Annotated in this window: 16 protein-coding genes; 5 read left to right on the top strand and 11 right to left on the bottom strand. The window is 44.3% G+C overall.

Features of this window, described 5'->3' with window-relative positions:
* Window positions 1-10 precede the first annotated feature (10 nt).
* From F597_RS0103735 to F597_RS0103715, 5 genes are all read left to right on the top strand, one after another.
* On the top strand, window positions 11-2,671 hold the full coding sequence (locus tag F597_RS0103735) for a BamA/OMP85 family outer membrane protein (protein ID WP_019538374.1): 2,661 nt from the start codon (window positions 11-13) through the stop codon (window positions 2,669-2,671).
* A gap of 312 nt (window positions 2,672-2,983) precedes the next feature.
* The gene (locus tag F597_RS0103730) at window positions 2,984-3,499 is read left to right on the top strand and encodes an OmpH/Skp family outer membrane protein (RefSeq protein WP_019538373.1); all 516 of its coding nucleotides are present in this window, start codon (window positions 2,984-2,986) and stop codon (window positions 3,497-3,499) included.
* 67 nt (window positions 3,500-3,566) lie between these two features.
* Window positions 3,567-4,073, top strand: coding sequence for an OmpH/Skp family outer membrane protein (locus F597_RS0103725; protein WP_019538372.1), 507 nt, complete (start codon window positions 3,567-3,569; stop codon window positions 4,071-4,073).
* A gap of 180 nt (window positions 4,074-4,253) precedes the next feature.
* Window positions 4,254-4,535 carry a hypothetical protein gene (locus F597_RS22280; RefSeq protein WP_139224110.1) on the top strand — a complete coding sequence of 94 codons (282 nt, stop codon included), beginning with the start codon at window positions 4,254-4,256 and terminating at the stop codon, window positions 4,533-4,535.
* Window positions 4,536-4,675: 140 nt separating this feature from the next.
* Window positions 4,676-6,031, top strand: coding sequence for a M64 family metallopeptidase (locus F597_RS0103715; protein ID WP_026327088.1), 1,356 nt, complete (start codon window positions 4,676-4,678; stop codon window positions 6,029-6,031).
* Between the two features lie 120 nt (window positions 6,032-6,151).
* Here F597_RS0103715 and F597_RS0103710 read toward each other — a convergent pair whose 3' ends face one another.
* The 11 genes from F597_RS0103710 to F597_RS0103660 all read right to left on the bottom strand — a co-directional run bounded on the left by F597_RS0103710 (window position 6,152) and on the right by F597_RS0103660 (window position 17,511).
* Window positions 6,152-7,297: a universal stress protein gene (locus F597_RS0103710; RefSeq protein ID WP_019538369.1), complete on the bottom strand. Its 1,146-nt coding sequence runs from the start codon at window positions 7,295-7,297 to the stop codon at window positions 6,152-6,154.
* A 58-nt stretch (window positions 7,298-7,355) separates the two neighbouring features.
* Window positions 7,356-7,643 carry a hypothetical protein gene (locus F597_RS0103705; protein ID WP_019538368.1) on the bottom strand — a complete coding sequence of 96 codons (288 nt, stop codon included), beginning with the start codon at window positions 7,641-7,643 and terminating at the stop codon, window positions 7,356-7,358.
* 136 nt (window positions 7,644-7,779) lie between these two features.
* Window positions 7,780-8,478, bottom strand: coding sequence for a phosphatase PAP2 family protein (locus F597_RS0103700; RefSeq protein ID WP_019538367.1), 699 nt, complete (start codon window positions 8,476-8,478; stop codon window positions 7,780-7,782).
* A 108-nt stretch (window positions 8,479-8,586) separates the two neighbouring features.
* Window positions 8,587-9,408, bottom strand: coding sequence for an SH3 domain-containing protein (locus tag F597_RS20075; protein WP_019538366.1), 822 nt, complete (start codon window positions 9,406-9,408; stop codon window positions 8,587-8,589).
* A 253-nt stretch (window positions 9,409-9,661) separates the two neighbouring features.
* A complete protein-coding gene (locus F597_RS0103690; RefSeq protein WP_019538365.1) occupies window positions 9,662-11,503 on the bottom strand; it encodes a BatD family protein in 1,842 nt (613 codons plus the stop codon).
* Between the two features lie 134 nt (window positions 11,504-11,637).
* On the bottom strand, window positions 11,638-12,369 hold the full coding sequence (locus F597_RS0103685) for a tetratricopeptide repeat protein (protein ID WP_019538364.1): 732 nt from the start codon (window positions 12,367-12,369) through the stop codon (window positions 11,638-11,640).
* A 137-nt stretch (window positions 12,370-12,506) separates the two neighbouring features.
* On the bottom strand, window positions 12,507-13,529 hold the full coding sequence (locus F597_RS0103680; RefSeq protein WP_019538363.1) for a VWA domain-containing protein: 1,023 nt from the start codon (window positions 13,527-13,529) through the stop codon (window positions 12,507-12,509).
* 15 nt (window positions 13,530-13,544) lie between these two features.
* Window positions 13,545-14,528, bottom strand: a complete 984-nt coding sequence (locus tag F597_RS0103675) for a vWA domain-containing protein (RefSeq protein ID WP_019538362.1) — start codon at window positions 14,526-14,528, stop codon at window positions 13,545-13,547.
* A gap of 2 nt (window positions 14,529-14,530) precedes the next feature.
* Window positions 14,531-15,619, bottom strand: a complete 1,089-nt coding sequence (locus F597_RS0103670) for a hypothetical protein (protein WP_019538361.1) — start codon at window positions 15,617-15,619, stop codon at window positions 14,531-14,533.
* 2 nt (window positions 15,620-15,621) lie between these two features.
* On the bottom strand, window positions 15,622-16,491 hold the full coding sequence (locus F597_RS0103665; protein WP_019538360.1) for a DUF58 domain-containing protein: 870 nt from the start codon (window positions 16,489-16,491) through the stop codon (window positions 15,622-15,624).
* 24 nt (window positions 16,492-16,515) lie between these two features.
* Complete coding sequence (locus F597_RS0103660; RefSeq protein WP_019538359.1) at window positions 16,516-17,511, bottom strand: AAA family ATPase; 996 nt, start codon at window positions 17,509-17,511, stop codon at window positions 16,516-16,518.
* Window positions 17,512-17,556 lie beyond the last annotated feature (45 nt).

Raw genomic sequence — 17,556 nt, 5'->3', positions numbered from 1 at the left:
AAATATCACAATGTTGAAGAGAATATCTTATTTACTTCTGTTATTTATCATGCTGTCGCAGTTTGTGTCAATGGCACAAACCAATGACACCATTCCCTCGTCTACTCCGGGTCCACCCACCGTAAACTATACGGCTACCCAAAAAAAATACTACATAGCCGATATCGACGTTACAGGTGTGGAAGGTACCATGTATGAAGACCAGAAGTTTACCCTCGTAGGTTTTTCCGGGTTGTCCAAAGGACAGCAGATACAAATCCCCGGTGATGAACTATCCAATGTCGTCAAAAAATTCTGGCGGCATGGGCTCTTTTCAGATATAAAAATATTACAGACCAGGATAGAGGGTGACAGTGTCTGGCTGGAGATACGCCTGACCGACCGACCGCGGGTAAGTGATATCCGCTATATCGGTATGAGGAAGAGTGAACAGGAAGATATTGAGAAAAAATTAGGTGTTGTCAAAGGAAACCAGATCACTCCACCGCAGATATCCCGTGCGGAGATGATCATTAAAAGCTTCTTCTCGGAAAAAGGGTTTGGTGATGCGGAAGTGAGAATTATGCAACGTCCTGATCCCGCACAAAAAAACCAGGTAATATTGGAAATTGAGGTCGATAAAAAGGAGAAGCTGAAGGTAAGCAGAATCAATATTACGGGGAACGAAGCGCTTTCAGACCGCAAATTGAAATGGGCAATGAAGAAAACCAACGAGAAGGGAAAACTGATCAACCTCTTCCGTTCCAAAAAGTTTGTGGAAGACCTCTATAAGGAAGACAAGAACAATCTCATCGGGAAATATCACGAAGAGGGATACCGTGATGCAGAGATCATCAGTGACTCGGTTTACAAACATGACGAAAAAACGGTAAACATAGATATCGTACTGGAAGAAGGGCCGCTGTACCATATCCGCTCCATCAATTGGGTGGGAAATACTCATTATCCCTCTTCTCAACTGGAACAACTGCTCAATATGTCTCCAGGAGATGTCTATAACCAGAAGAAACTACAGGAAAGGCTGATCTCCGATGAAGATGCAGCAGTCAACCTCTACCAGAATAACGGTTATTTGTTCTCCAATATAGACCCGGTAGAGATCAATATCGAAAACGATTCGGTAGACCTCGAACTCCGCGTGATAGAAGGCCCCAAAGCAACGATCAAGCGGGTGATCATCCAGGGGAACGACCGCCTCTATGAAGATATCATCCGTCGTGAGTTGAGGACAAAACCGGGTGCCGTATTCAGTAAAGAAGACCTCCTTCGTTCTGTACGTGAGATCGCACAGACAGGACACTTCGATCCCGAAGCCCTCTCGGCCGACATCTCAGGGGGGATCAATCCTAATCCTGAGGACGGCACCGTGGATATTACTTATCCCTTAACTTCAAAGGGGAACGACCAGATCGAATTTTCAGCCGGATGGGGTGTAACAGGACTGGTAGGAAAACTCAGCTTACGTCTGAATAACTTCTCGCTGCAAAATCTGTTGAACCCCTCTATGCACAGAGGTATCATTCCTCAGGGAGAGGGACAGACACTGGTGTTGAGTGCACAGACCAACGGACGTTATTATCAATCCTACCAGTTTCAGTTTATTGAACCCTGGTTTGGTGGGAAAAGGCCCAATCATCTTTCATTCAATGTCTATTATTCAAGGATGACAGGAATGAGCGAACGCTATTACAGCCAGAACCTCTACAACAATCCCTATATGTATGGATACCCCTACTACGGTTACGGAGGTTATGGTGGCTATGGTAGTGGATATTACCAGGATGCAATGGAATACAGCTACGACCCGAATCAGGTATTCAATATGGTGGGAGCTTCCCTGGGATACGGAAAAAGGCTCGAATGGCCCGACGATTATTTTCAATTTATGGCAGAGTTAGGCTACCAACTGTACAGTTTGAAAAACTGGAGGTATAACTATTTTCCTTTCCAGACAGGGAATAGCAACAGCGTTACACTCGGCTTGACACTCTCGCGCACCTCTACCGACAGCCCTATCTACACACGTGTCGGCTCTCAATTCACTTTAAGCGTCAGTGCTACCCCTCCTTTCTCGTTGTGGGATGGCAACAACTATGCCGATATGGCTGACACCAACCCGGCAAAATACAGATGGAACGAATATCACAAATGGAAATTGAAAGTACGCACTTTCACACCGCTGACTCCGTTGACCGTCAAAAGAACACCGGTAATGGCTACCAGGGTTGAGTTCGGAGTATTGGGGCACTACAACAAAAATAAACAGACTCCTTTTGAAACATTCGATGTGGGAGGTGACGGAATGACGGGTTATACCACGACCTTCGCTACCGAAAATATAGCGTTGCGTGGATATGAAAATAACTCGATTGCACAGCAGGCCCGTGCCTATACACGTCTTGGACTGGAATTACGCTATCCGTTTATTCTGGAACCCAACTCCACTATCTATGGAGTAGCATTCCTCGAAGCGGGAAATGCATGGTGGCAAGTAAAAGACATCAATCCTTTCGATCTGAAACGCTCTGCGGGTGTGGGAGCACGTATCTTCCTACCAATGATCGGATTGATGGGAATCGACTGGGCATATGGGTTCGACACAGTATACGGGCGTGGGACAAGAGAGAGAGGTGGTAGTCAATTCCACTTTATTATCGGACAGGAATTCTAATCAACTATCTGAAAAACTGAGGAGTAAAATTACTGAGAAGCTTGTCGTTCCGGGAGAAATTCAAACTGACACGACAGGGTTTAACATAATTTATCAAGATACCTGTAAACGTTTCACCTATCAGAGCGTCTTTATATTCGGTAGTTGTTCATATTCAATTGTGATTCAGTTGTGATTCAATAATTATTTGATAATAAAATCCTGCAAAGCGGGAAACAACAGCGTAGCTGAACAATGAGAGCGAAGCAAACGAATAACGTGAAGCAAATAACAACCGATTTGTATAACGTATATAGCAAAAAATAAAATTATATGAAGAAAATACTTTTTTTAATAGGGATATTCATGGCGTTAGCAGTTGGGAGCACCTATGCTCAGCAGAGGTATGCCCTGATAGATATGGAGTACATACTGAAAAGGATTCCCGCCTATGAAAGCGCCAATAAACAACTCGAGTCATTCTCAAATCAGTGGCAGAGTGAAGTAGACAAAGAGGTAGAAACTGTTGATGCAATGTATAAAAAGTATCAGGCTGATTTAGCGTTCCTGGCAGGAAATGAAAAAACCAAACGGGAAAACGAAATTGTGGCAAAAGAGAATGCTATCCAGGAACTCAGAAATAAATATTTCGGGCCTCAGGGTGAGTTATTCAAAAAGCAGGAAGAACTTATCAAGCCCATACAGGATGATATCTATGAAGCTGTTAAAGCGGTTTCCACCGAATCGGGCTATACTATCGTGGTAGACAGGGCTTCCGCTACTTCGATCATTTTTGCTTCTCCCAGCATTGATATCAGTGATCAGGTGCTCTCAAGATTAGGTTATTAAAATAAATAGATTAACTTTGTAGCCGATTTTTTATCGAATTACCAACTAAAAAATAGAAATAGTAATCATGTTAAAGAAATTATTGATTTTGTGTATTGCTTTGGCTCCATTGGCAGCCATGGCCCAAGAAGTGAAAATCGCCACAGTAAATGTGCAGGAGATTTTTGCAGCCATGCCCGAACTCTCCGGCATTGAGACTCAACTTTCTACCAAGCAGGATGAGATTAGAAAAAATATCCAGGCGTTGCAAGATGAATACTCAAAGAAACTGGAAGAGTTTGAGAAGAGCCCGGCTGTATCTGATGCAGGAAAACAAGACCAGCAAAAACAAATAATCCAGTTGGAGGAGAGATACCAGACTTATATGCAGAATGGGCAGCAGGAGTTGAGTCAATTGCAACAGAAACTGCTTGAACCTATAAATAGAAAGATTTTTGATGCTATTAAAGCTGTAGGAGATGAAAACAACTATGCGTTTGTCTATGACATCTCCTCTATGCAATCACCCATCGTTTATTTTACCCCTTCGGCCGTAGATATTACACCACAGGTAAAAACAAAACTGGGTCTCTGATATAAAAGGATATAAGATAAATTCCAAAGAGGGTTCTTCGCGCACGAAGAACCCTCTTTGGTTTACATCCCCTTTATCACCAATAATGGATGCTCAGCTATTCTTCTTGTACGACAACTCCCCCCCTTGCGATAGTCGCTTATGCCCATGAATACAATGAATCCTGGTATATTTAAAATTATGGGCTATAGCTCGTATGATGAATATGGAATTACCTCAATAAATTTAGAAGGGCAAACTTATCAGGCAGATAATGTACAGTTCCTGAGTGAACCGGTAGATATAGACCATACCTATTTACATATGTCACAACTCCTGGAAACGGAAGATACGTTGAGTTTTATCGAAGTTAGTACTAAAGTTTCATCGATGAATGTATGTAATTCACCGATGAAAGAGATTCTGTCAATGATAGATACTTGTACAACACCAATTTCAATTCTAACACTTATCCCGATATAAATCCTTTTATGATAAATTTTGGATTCAAACCCGGAATATATTATGTTTCTGTCGGGAAAAATAAGCCATCCGTAGATTTTATTTCCGATATCTGGTTATTTTATTTTTCTTTGAAAGGTATAACATAATATCAATAATTTATGTCGACGATTGAGTTACGATTACTCCCTTTAAAGGGATGGAAAATTGCTATGCTTCTGGCATTCAGCCTTATCTTTTTTTCTTGCGACAAAGGTGAGGATAGTTTTCTGTCTTTATCTGCCAATGAGTTTCATTTTCAGGGAGAAGGAGGAAAATTTACCTTCACAATTTCTTCAAATGTCAGTTGGAATATTACAGTCACAGACTCATGGGTGACGACAGACAAATTGGAAGGCAACGGGAAAGGCTCTGTCACTATTGAAGTAAGTGAAAATTATTCCGACCAAGATCGCAGTACAATTATCTCGGTATCGGCCGGTTCTTTATCAGGAGCTATCACTATTTCACAAGGGTCACTCCTCTATTCCGACGGGGATGTGATTTCTCACCAGACTTTTTCCGCCACAAAAGCAAGCAGGGCGGTAAACCTCGTAATTGTAGGTGATGGTTTTATTAAAGATGATTATTACCCGGGAGGAGCTTTTGATGAAGCGGCGGAAAGAGCGATAGAAGCTTTTTTTAGCGTGGAACCATTCCCTTCCTATAGGGAATATTTCAGCGTGTATAAAGTGGTTGCTTATTCCGAAGAGAGGGGAGCCACCGTACAACGCGATTTCTCCGGTCCACAGGGTCCGAAAAGGCAAACCAAAAACACTGTATTCAGCAGCATTCTGGAAGGAGGGACAAGTACGGGGATAGATTGCGATGAAGACACTGTGTTTGAATATGCCCTCAAAGTAGCGGGCATGACGGAAAGCGAACTAACGAAAACTACAATTGTTGTAATCATCAATCTGGAAGTATATGCGGGAACAACAATAATGTATCTGGATGGCAGATCCATCGCGTTATGCCCGATGGGAGATACTTATGAAGAAATAGTATATCACGAGGGTTCCGGGCATGGTTTCGGGCGGTTGATGGACGAATATATTTATTATACGAACCAGAGTTTTCCTGTTAATGAAATCCAGACACTCGACCAATTCAGGCAGGGTGACGCCTGGAATTTCGGGGCAAACCTGTCCACAACCGACAACCGCGATGAGGTACACTGGAAACACTATTTCGGGAAAACCGGTTATGATATGGTCGGACTCTACGAAGGAGGTGCTTTATACGGGAAGGGCGTGTGGCGGCCGGAAGAGAACAGTTGCATGAACGACAACTCGCCTTATTTTAATGCTCCCTCACGTGAAGCCATTGTCAGGCGCATAATGTCAATTAATGGAGTAGGATTCGATTATGATACTTTCTATGCTTATGATAAATACGAACCTGTATCAGTATCATCGCCCCGGGCTCGGAGCTTAACATCCAAAGCACCCCTTGCCCCACCTATTTTGAAACGATGATAAATCATATTCATAAAAACCGGGGAATGATAGGGAAATATAAAAAAGAACCGAAAAATGGAAAAGAGTCTTGCTTTATCCGTTCTCCGGTCCTAATTTTTATCTATTTAGCAAAGGGGCCTACATCCCCTTTATCACCAATAATGGTGTATCGGAATGGAATATCATCCGCCTTGCGATTCCGGGATTGAATATCCTTGCAAAAATATTACGCCGCGAACTCGACAAGGATATCATATCAACATTGTGTGCATCTGCAAATTTATCAAGTGCCACTTCCAATCCCTCGTTCTGGTCGATCAATCTATACTCGATCTGCAGGTGCGGATAGAGGTCAGAAAAACGTTTCTGTACGCCTGACAGCTTGATTTCGTTCCACACGTCTTCCTTCTTGGCAATATGCGCCAGATAGACTTTTACCGGATAAGGCCTCAGGAACTTCATCATGATATCGAACGCCTTAAACTCACGCTCCTGGAAGTTGGTAAGAAAAACAATAGTCTTCATTTCCGAAAGACTCCTTATCTTAGCTCCTTCCGGAATAGCGAAAACAGGCGTCTTACATCCTTCCATCACTTCAGCGGTTACACTTCCAATAAGATCCAATTCCTTGGCATTTTTTCCTCTTGTACCCATTACGATAGCAGTCGGACGCATCTTTTTAGAATAGGTGATAATCTCCTCTTCAGGCAAACCTTCCACCAGAGCGGTCTTGTAAGACACCTCCGGTATTGATCCGGAAGCAATTCTGTTCTCAACCTTCTCTACCAGACTCTGCATCTCTCTTTCCGTCCTGTTTCTCACATCCTGAAACAGATCTTTATCTGTCGTCTGCAAGGTAAAAGTATCTCCAAAAGGAACAGATGCAGGATAAAAAGGAGTAAAGAAAGCATGGAGTAATTTTACTTTACAATCCAGATCACGTGCCAAACGAAATCCGAATTCACATGCAACCAGGGAATAATCGGAAAAATCGACCGGAATGAGAATCTCTTTCTTTGTTTTATTCTGATCTTTCTCCTCCATATTTGAGGTAAAATCCACCTCTTCAATGATTTGTAGGGCTCTGGGAAGATCACTCTCATTGATCCGTACACGGACATTTCCAGGTACTACCGGATCAATCAACTTTATACCGTGTATGACCGCCGGAATTCCCTCTGATTCAAGGATCGATTTTAATATATGCGCTTTCTCATACGTATGGATGGCAACGGTAACCAGCTTTTCGTCGTATGAACTGCTGTTTTTTTTATCCTTTCCCATACTATTATCATTTTTGGGGCATTGAAGGAACAGTTTTCTCCAATGCCAGTGTTTGTTATTACTCCACTTCGTTTTGCACCGGATTGGGCTCAGGATAATCCTTAAGGCCGAGAATACTCAGTGCCTTATCGAAGATCGTAGTATCATCAAGCACCACAATGCCGCCATTGGGGCCTGGTTCAATATGTATTCCCACACTTCTGCCTTCCTTGTAATTGTATCCACCAAAATAATTCCTCACGGTTTCGGGTTTCATATCCAATTCCTCGGCTATCCGGTGGATACTACCGTCAGGGAGTTTGTCTTTCAGCTCTCTTAACTCGTTAAAAGTGATTGTTCTTGCCATGGCTTTTTATTTTTTATATTAATAATACATTTTGGTAATCTATTTATGCCATAAACATACACAAAAAAACAGAGAAACCAAATTTTTTGTATCAAAATCTTTACGAAAATGTTTAGTCTCTATTCTTATAACATCTTCAATGGGGTAAAGTTGCTAAAAAAGGGCTAAAAATAGTAATTATGACCAGATATAAAATGATAAAAGCGGCCAGTATCGTTCCCTCTTTCTTACCATAAGCGCTCTGTCTTCGGGATGACGGAGGATGAACAATGGCTTTTCTCAACGCTGCATAAATACCATATAAGAGAAATGCCACAAGTGTACCCACAATCATTCCAGCCAGGATATCCGAAATAAAATGCACTCCCAGGTAGATCCGGGTATAACTGTTGATCATGGCCCATAGCAATGTACTGAGCGTCACTAAGCGGTTCCGGAATACCAATGAGAGAAACACGGCCAGCCCGAAACTGTTGGTAGCATGTCCTGAAATAAAGCCGTATCTACCGCCTCTATAGCCATTCATAATATCTACCATATCCCTGAAATCGGGATGATGGGTAGGACGAAAACGCTCAAAAAAGGGTTTAAAAAACGAGGATGATATCTGATCTGTTGCCACAAACAGAAGAATAAAAAAAAGGGTGACAAGAATTGCCTCCTTCCGGCGCACACGGTAAAAAAAGAGAAAAAGGATAAAAAGGAACACCGGGATCCAGATAAACCGACCGCTGATTGTCCACATCACACTATCCAAAAACAGCGAGTCGCTGCCATTCATGGTAAAAAAGAGATCGCGCTCCAAAGGGAGTAAACCCTCCACAAATTCTTTCATATTATTTAGAACTAAGAAATTAGAATTTAGAAGTAAGAAGTTGGATTGGCACATTAAAAAATCCACTAAGGCACTCAGGCACCTTTCCACCTTTCCACCTTTCCACCTTTAAATAACTTCCACATCCTGTTGCTGTATCCAACCTACGCTGCCATCGGGAATCTGAATTTCAAACCAGTTGCCATCCCTGTTTCTGATCTTCACCTTCGTTCCTTCATGCAATTCAAAAAGTTGATTACTACTGGTATCAGGCGAAGTATTGACTGTGGCCGCCCCTACCATCACAATAGCGGAATCCCTACGGGTACGCTCGCTCTTCTGACTGAAAGCAAAAATATTTGCTGTAATCATCAATAGGAACAGCACGATACCGGCATAAAAGGCGGTTTTCCTTGCCCAAAGCAGGCGAATAAAAAGATAAACGGCTACACAAACCAGAAACAGGATAAAAAATATAATACCTGTGACAGCCCATTGATTGGAACTAAACACATTCCTGACACCTCTGAACCAGTTTGCAAGAAAGAGATCGGCAGCCGTGTCGATACGATCTACGGTGCGGTTCTGCGCAAACCGGAGGTTATGCCGGATATCACCATCACCCGGATCAAGAAGCAATGCCCTCTCGTAACAGAGGATCGCTTTTCCCAGTTGATTATCGCGGAAATAAGCGTTCCCAAGGTTATAATAGAGTTGTGCTGACACCCTGTCTTCAGCCATCCCCTGTGCAATAAGTTCTTCATAAAGCGTTATACTTTCCTTATAGTCCTGGCCACGGTACGCTTGGGCGGCAGCCTCCTGTGCATCGTCCGATACCGCTGCAGATGGGGTTACTGCTGCTGTATTGGCTGTCTGTGGGAGAGTATCACCAACTATCTCCTGCCCTATTGCCATCTCCGCACCACAACAAAGGATCAGTATAAAAATCAACGTTTTCGTTAAGTAAGGGCAGAACAACTGACGCCAAACCGAAACCAACGATACAAACTTGTTTGTATTTTGGTGAGGTGCGAAGGAAGAAGACAAAGTAAAATTGATTTGTTTTGCCAAACGCAGAATTGAAAATCGAGGAGCTTGCGACTCAAAACGCCTAATGAAATTGAATATATTTCGTATCATATTTCTAGAATTTGGGATATTGGATTTCAGATTTGGGATATTCCCTAACCACCGTTCCACCTAATCACCTTTTCACTTTCCGTAGTCTGTTTTCCATCTCTTCGATCGCCTTCATCGTGTCGTTATAAATCCGATCCATCTCAGCATTACTTTCGGCAGGGGCATATCGTGCAAATTCGCAGGTATTCAGGATTTCAATAAACCTGCCTGCCAACTGTTCACTGATACCTTTTCGCGACAGTTCTTCTTCGATATTGTTTCTTGAAAGGCGTGCCAACGGTATGGAAAGCTTATCGCTGAAATATCCCCAGATAGCACGGAGTACTTCATTATAGAAGTGCTCCTTATCCTGCTCTTTGAGATATTTGTTCGCTGTTTTTAATCTCTTGATAGCCGTCTTATTCGCTTTCCGGGTACGCATCAACGCTACATTGGCATTTTCCCGCGCCTGCTTCCGGTTAATTATATATAACACAATCAATATAAGTAGCGGAATCAAGTACCATAACCAGTAGTTCAACGAGCCTACCAAAAAGGTGGTTGCAGAAAGATAAGCCGGTTCACCTGTCTTCAGGAAACGTATATCCTGCTCTACCCTCACATCCTGACGGTTTACAAAGGTGCTTACCGCACTGCTGCCCGGATCCCCTTTCGCTATCTGCAGCTTCTGCTCAGGCATGGACAGTGTTTCATACCTGTTCTTCGTTGGATCAAAATAGGTAAATTCTACGGCCGGTATAGTATAGGATCCTTCATAACGCGGGATAGCCATATATTCTATCTTTCTGATCCCGGTCAACCCGTTAGTAGTTACATTCAATGAGTTCGTGACCGTAGGATCATATACTTCGAAATTGTTTGGAAACTCTATTCCGGGATTCCGGATCAGTTTCATATTTCCTGTACCCGATATCTCCAATGTCACGGTGATCGCTTCATTGGCCTTTACTTCCGTGGAATTGATGCCGGATTTCAATGTGAAGGCACCTACCGCATTGGCGTAACTGGAAGGCCGGTTTGCAGGAAGAGGTTTTACGTTGATCGATAAAGGATTTGTAACCAACTCTTTTTTCACATCCACCATCACCTCCTGGGTACCGAAGAAGGTGGAGACTCTCCTCCCCGACGGGACTGAAAAGACCATCTCCAGGCTCCCGCGGGGAATGGATATCTGTCCCGACCGTTGAGGGAACAGCAATGTCTTACGAAGATCCGCCGTGAAATAATTCCTTCCGTTGTATCTCTCCAACTGTAATTGCTGGTTCGACGGAAGCTCGACCTCTTCCACCATAAAACCCTCGAATTCGGGGAACTGTATCTTTCCGAAATTGACTACGTTCAATGTGGTATAAAGTCGGAATGTAACGGTAAACCCCTCCTGCTCATAGGGATCGTTCTTAGAAACAATGGCCCTGATAAAGGCGTCATTAGCTGAAACAGTGGCCGTCCCTGCACCGGAAGAACGATCTCCACTCCTGTTGCTGCCCGGAGCAGCTCCCTGCGATGATGACTCGTCAGGAGGAAGCACTTCTATTTGCAGGGAATTGGATTCGTAATTACTCCCGTCCACCTTGATAAAGGCAGGAGGAATGGTAAATTTCCCCGTTTTTTTCGCCATCAGGATATAAGTATAGGTAACGGAACTTTCGGAAGAGGTTTTTCCGTTTATTATCTGCTGGCTGGAGCTGGTGGTTGTGGTGGGGCCAAATAGAATATCGAAATCGGGAAGATCGGGTATACGAAGATCCTTCCCCACATTATTCGTCAAGATGAAACTCAGCCTGAACTGTTCCCCCTCAACCACCGCCGCCGGTGCAGAAGCCTTGAATGTTACCTGTCCAAATGCCTTGCCGCCACCGGTAAGCAACACAGCGAAAAGAAGAATATGTATATATCTGTGTCTCATACGAGTTATTTTATTCCTTAGAAATGAGAACTTGGAATTGAGAAATGAGAAGTCAGAAGTTAAGAAGTCCAAGAATAAATTTTTCACTTTCCATTTACAATAGTCCTGGTTCTTGATTCTTGGCTCTAAAAGAATCACCAATTCTTATTGTTCCTTCTGTTATTTTCAGCTTGTTCCTCTCTTTCCTTAGCCCTTATCTGTTGTACCTTCTCCTGGGTCTCTCTTTCATCCTGTTCTATTGCCTGGAGCAATTGTCGGGCATTGTCACGTGACATCTGCTCAGGCTGGTCGGGTTGTTCTGCGCGTTGTTCCCTATCCTGTTCATTCTGCTGCGGCTGTTGTTCCTGCTGTTGCTGTTCTTGTTGTTGCTCCTGCTGATCTTCCTGCTGATCCTGGTCCCCGCCGCCCTGATCCTCCTCGTCCTGAATCATCTTCTGTACTACCGCCAGGTTATACCGGGCTTCATCATCCTGTGGATTCAACCGTAATGCCATTTTATAGGCCTCCATCGAACCTTGCAACTCTTTCTTTTGTAGCATCGCATTCCCTATATTGTGCCATGCAGCAGAGGCTTCCTCCGGTTTTTCCTGTTCTAATGAGATATAATGATTGTACTTCTCAATAGCCTGATCCCACTCTTTCTGCCGGTAAAGAGCATTCCCCAGGTTAAAATTCGCTTCTTTGGATGCAGCATTTTCTTCTACCGCATTTTCGTAGAATTTGACCGCATCGGAGAATTTTTCCTGCCGGTACTCCTTATTCCCTTTGCGGATGTTCTTCCGGACATCTTTTTGTGCGGAGACAGCTACAGGCAGCATCATCCCCACCAGAAAAAACAGGATATATCTTATAATGAATACTTTCATTTGATTTTTTTTGTAAACTAAAAATTACTAATTGCTAATTACCAATTAATTAATTTATCATCACGTCAACGTTTTCGCCCCTGTCTCTCGGTCTTCAAATTACTACCCAAACCTTTCCACTTTTCCACCGTTCCACTTTATTCAAACACCCTCACATTCCTGAACAGTGGATTTTTCTTGTCATATACAAGTATTTCCAGCAACAGGATCACTAACAGTATCCATGCGAGTACCGAAAATTTCTCATCATACTCCGAATAGGTGAGGCTGGTAGTTTTACCTGTTTCCAGCTCATCAAGCTGTGTTTCCAGTGCGCGAACAGCGCTGTTCGAGTTATCTGCACGAACATAAAACCCTCCTCCGCTCTGCGCCATCTCCATCGCCATTTCCTCATTGAGGCGGGAAACCACTACATTTCCTTCGGAATCGGTCATAAAGTTGCTCCCATACTCAGTAGCAGGTATCGGCGAACCGTCGGGAGAACCAATCCCCACCAGATTGATCATCACACCTGCCTTGGCCGCTTCCGCAGCGATCTCCACAGCACTGCCGCCGTGATCTTCACCATCGGTAATAATCACCATGGCCTTACTCATCTCCTGATCACCCGAGAAACAACTCATCCCCAGGCTGATCGCCTGTCCTATCGCTGTACCCTGTACCGGGACAAGACTCGGGTCGATGGTGTTGAGGAAAATCTTTGCCGACTGGGTGTCGGACGTCAGCGGCATTTGTACATACGCCTCTCCTGCAAATACGATCAGTGCCACCTTATCATTCCTGCGCAGGTCAATCAATCTCGACAGTATCTGCTTGGCACGTGCCAGTCTGTTGGGCGACACATCTTCAGCCAGCATCGAATTGGATACGTCAATGGCAATCACCAGTTCAATCCCTTCTTTCTCAACCGTCTCCACCTTTGTACCGAATTGCGGGCGGGCAATCATAAAGATGCCGACACACAATGTTGCGAAGATAAGCCAGAATTTCAGGTAGGAACGTTTCAGTGATAGTTCAGGCATCATCATCTTAAGCGTGGAAAGATTACCCAGCTTTTGGACATCCTTACGCTTCCTGATGTTCAGATAGATGTATATCGCCAGCAACAGGGGCAGGGCGAAGAACAACCATAAATATTCCGGATTTCCGAATCTAAACATATCTATCGCATTTTATTAAGGTACGCTCCTCAACCACGTCCTTCGTAATAACAACTCCAACAGTATCAATCCCAAGGCAGCCAGTGCGAAAGGGAGGAATAATTCCTTACGGCGCGTCACATTCTGCACACTGATCAGGTACTTCTCCATCTCGTCGATCTCATCATATACCTGACGGAGCCCTTCGGTATCCTGCGCACGGAAATATTGCCCCCCGGTCATCGCGGCAATTTCAGTCAGTGTCTTCTCGTCGATGTCCACCTGCATATTCTGCATCCTGATTCCGTATGGCGTATTCACAGGTGTGGGAGCCATCCCTTTGGTTCCCACACCCACTGTATAAACGCGAATACCATAGGAACGCGCCAGGTCGGCAGCAGTAAGCGGAGCGATCTGGCCACTGTTATTGGTTCCATCGGTAAGCAGGATCACCACGCGCGACTCCGATCCGCTATCTTTCAGCCTGTTCACCGAAGTAGCCAATCCTAGTCCGATAGCCGTACCATCCTCTATCATTCCGAACTCTATCTCGTTGAGCAGGTTCAATAATACTTTATGATCGGTAGTAAGCGGGCATTGCGTAAAACTTTCGCCGGCAAAGATCACTAATCCTATATTGTCATTGGGACGGTCGGTAATAAATTCAGCTGCTACCTTCTTTGCTGCCTGCAAGCGATCGGGCTGCAAATCCTGCGCAAGCATGGAACCCGACACATCGAGCGCCATCACAATATCTATACCTTGTGTCTCGGTTTCTTCCCAACTGTTAACCGATTGGGGACGGGCTATCACCACGATGATCAGTGCAATGGAGATCATCCGCAATGCAAACGGAAGATGCCGCATATAGACCCTGAGATCCGATTTCATTCCACCAAAAGCGCTTGTTGAAGCCAATTTGAATGAAGCCTGTGTCTTCGACAGGCGCAGCACATACCACACGATCAGCGGGATAATCAGCAGCAACAGATATAGATATTCAGGATGCAGAAATTCCATTCTTACTTACTTTTTTTATTACTATTCTCCTGGTTCTTCCCATCTCCCATTCTTCTCGTCTCCCGTTCCATTTCAGGCTCCTCTTCTTTTACAACAGGATCAGGTTCCCTGGTCTGGTTCACAAAGAAATAAGCATTTACTAAACTCAAATCGTTTTCATCAGGATAGGGTTTGTATTTTGCAAATTTCACAAGGTCGGAAGTCGATAATATCTGCTTTAGGTTCTCATATACCGATTCTACATCCGTCGCTTTCCGGATCTCATTCAGTATCTCTCCCGAGGTCATCTCCATTGCATTGATTCCCTCGCGTTCATAGATATAGATACGGAGAACATCGGTCAACCTGCTGTAAAAATCTTTCTCTCTACCCTGTTGCCATATTTTCTCGGCTTTGAGTTTATCCAGTTCATTGAGCGCACGCACATGTGCCGGCAGCACTTCCGGTGGTTTAAAGAAATAACCTTTCTTCTTTTTCTTCAGTACAAGGTAGATAATAAAACCAATCAGACCAAGTATCAGTATCACACCCAATACAATCCATAGTATCCACAGATAATCCGTCCATACGAAAGGAGCTTTCCGTACCGATTTTATATCGTTAAGTTGCAATTGCTCGAAATCGATAGAATCGGTCTCACCCTTGTTGATCTTTTCAAGATAAGCCAATGTGGAATCGGTGAGTTCCGGAGAAGTAACCTTCAATCCGAATGAGTTGGAGTAAATAGTATCCGTTCCGTCGAAAATCGGAATATGGGGCACATGATATAAAGTTGAATCGAACGATGTGATCACATACTTAAAGTTAAGTGTCATCACATTGTTCTCGATAAGCGTATCGGGCGGTAGCATGGCAATTACTTCAATACCGGGGACTATCTCCTTTTCATACACCGGAAAATGGATGACCTTATCTTTCGGGGTAATCACTTTCAGATTGATCAGTGCCTGTTCGCCGATCATAATTTCAGTAGGTTGCACCGTCGCCTGCACCGAAGCCTTCTGTGCAGCGAGGGGAGCGACGAATATAAGGCATAGAGCAACCGTGGCTGCCCTATGGATTAAGATGATATGTAGTTTTTTCCGTCTCAAAGTTACTTTCTCTGTTTAAATAGTTGCAGTAACAATTTCACATAATCGCTTTCGGTAGAGACCGACACGCTGTCTACGCCACTCTGGCGGAAAGCGTTATTCATCGCCATCTGCAAGTCGTTCCACCATGAGCGATAGCGATCTCTTACTTTTTTGGAGGAGGTGTTGATCCATCGTTCCTCTCCCGTTTCCGGATCCCTTACTTTCATCAGGCCGACCGGATAAAGTTCCGTACTCAGTTTGTCATACACCTGGATAGCCGCCACATCATGCTTTTTGGCAGCGATCCGAAGCGCTTGTTTATAATCGCCGGCATCAATAAAATCAGATATCAGGAAGGCGGTACACCGCTTCTTGATAGCGTTGGTCATATACCGGAGCGTCACGTTCAGGTCTGTACCGTTGCTTTCCGGCCTAAAGCCCAGTATTTCACGAATAATGTAAAGGATATGTTTTCTTCCCTTTTTGGGGGGAATGAACTTTTCTACTTTGTCGGTAAAGAAAATCACACCGATCTTATCATTATTCTGGATAGCCGAGAATGCCAGTGTAGCTGCGATTTCAGCCACCATATCCCGCTTCAGCAGCGACTGGGAACCAAACCCCAGACTCTCCGACACATCGATCAGCAACATCACGGTAAGTTCACGTTCTTCCTCGAATATCTTGATATAGGGTCGGTTGTAACGTGCCGTTACATTCCAGTCGATATCACGCATATCGTCCCCATACTGGTACTCCCGAACCTCAGAGAAAGCCATACCACGTCCCTTGAACGCAGAGTGATACTCTCCCGCGAAGATATTCCGCGAAAGGCCCCGTGCCTTGATCTCTATATGTCGTACTTTTTTAAGTAGTTCGGTTGTCTCCATTTATCTCCTGCCTTTTGTCTCCTCTTACGGCACCTCTACCCTGTTCAGAATTTCACTGACAATCTCCTCGGAGGTCATATTATTGGCTTCCGCCTCATAGGTGAGACCGATACGATGGCGAAGCACATCATGGCACACGGCACGGATATCTTCAGGGATCACATAGCCGCGGCGTTTGATAAATGCGAAAGCACGAGCTGCCAATGCCAGGTTGATGGAAGCACGGGGTGATGCCCCAAACCCGATCATCTCTTTCAGGTTTGCCATGCCGAACTGGTCGGGGAAACGAGAGGCAAATACAATATCTACAATATACTTACTGATCTTTTCATCGATATACACTTCCCTCACCACTTTCCGCGCCTCTAAGATGGCTTCAGTAGAGATAACTGCTTTATCGATGGCAACCGGCTCGAAAATATTCTGCCGGATGATCTGCTTCTCCTCCTCTTTCGAAGGGTAAGAAATGACCACCTTCAGCATAAAACGGTCTACCTGTGCTTCCGGCAGCGGATAGGTCCCCTCCTGTTCGATAGGATTCTGCGTGGCCATCACCAGGAAAGGATTAGGCAATGGATAGGTCTGTTCACCAATGGTAACATGACGCTCCTGCATGGCTTCAAGCAGCGCACTCTGCACTTTGGCGGGGGCACGGTTTATTTCATCGGCCAGCACGAAATTCGCAAAGATGGGGCCGTGCTTCACCTGGAACTCCTCATTGCGTTGGCTGTAGATCATGGTTCCGATCACGTCGGCAGGCAACAAGTCAGGAGTAAACTGAATACGGCTGTAATTCGCATCGATCAGTTGAGCCAGCGTTTTGATAGCCAGTGTTTTTGCCAACCCGGGCACCCCTTCCAACAGAATATGCCCGTCTGATAATAATCCGATCAGCAGCGACTCCACTAAGTGTTTCTGTCCCACGATCACCTGATTCATTCCGGTAACGAGTGTCTGGACGAAGCTGCTCTTTTGCTCTATTCTCTCGTTTAGCTCCTTAATATCGACAACTTGGCTCATATTTTTTTATTATTGAAGTGTGGATTTTTTTTCGACATACAAAAT

Source organism: Proteiniphilum acetatigenes DSM 18083, from assembly GCF_000380985.1.
Taxonomy (GTDB): domain Bacteria; phylum Bacteroidota; class Bacteroidia; order Bacteroidales; family Dysgonomonadaceae; genus Proteiniphilum; species Proteiniphilum acetatigenes.
This window is presented reverse-complemented; position numbering and strand designations above follow the sequence as displayed.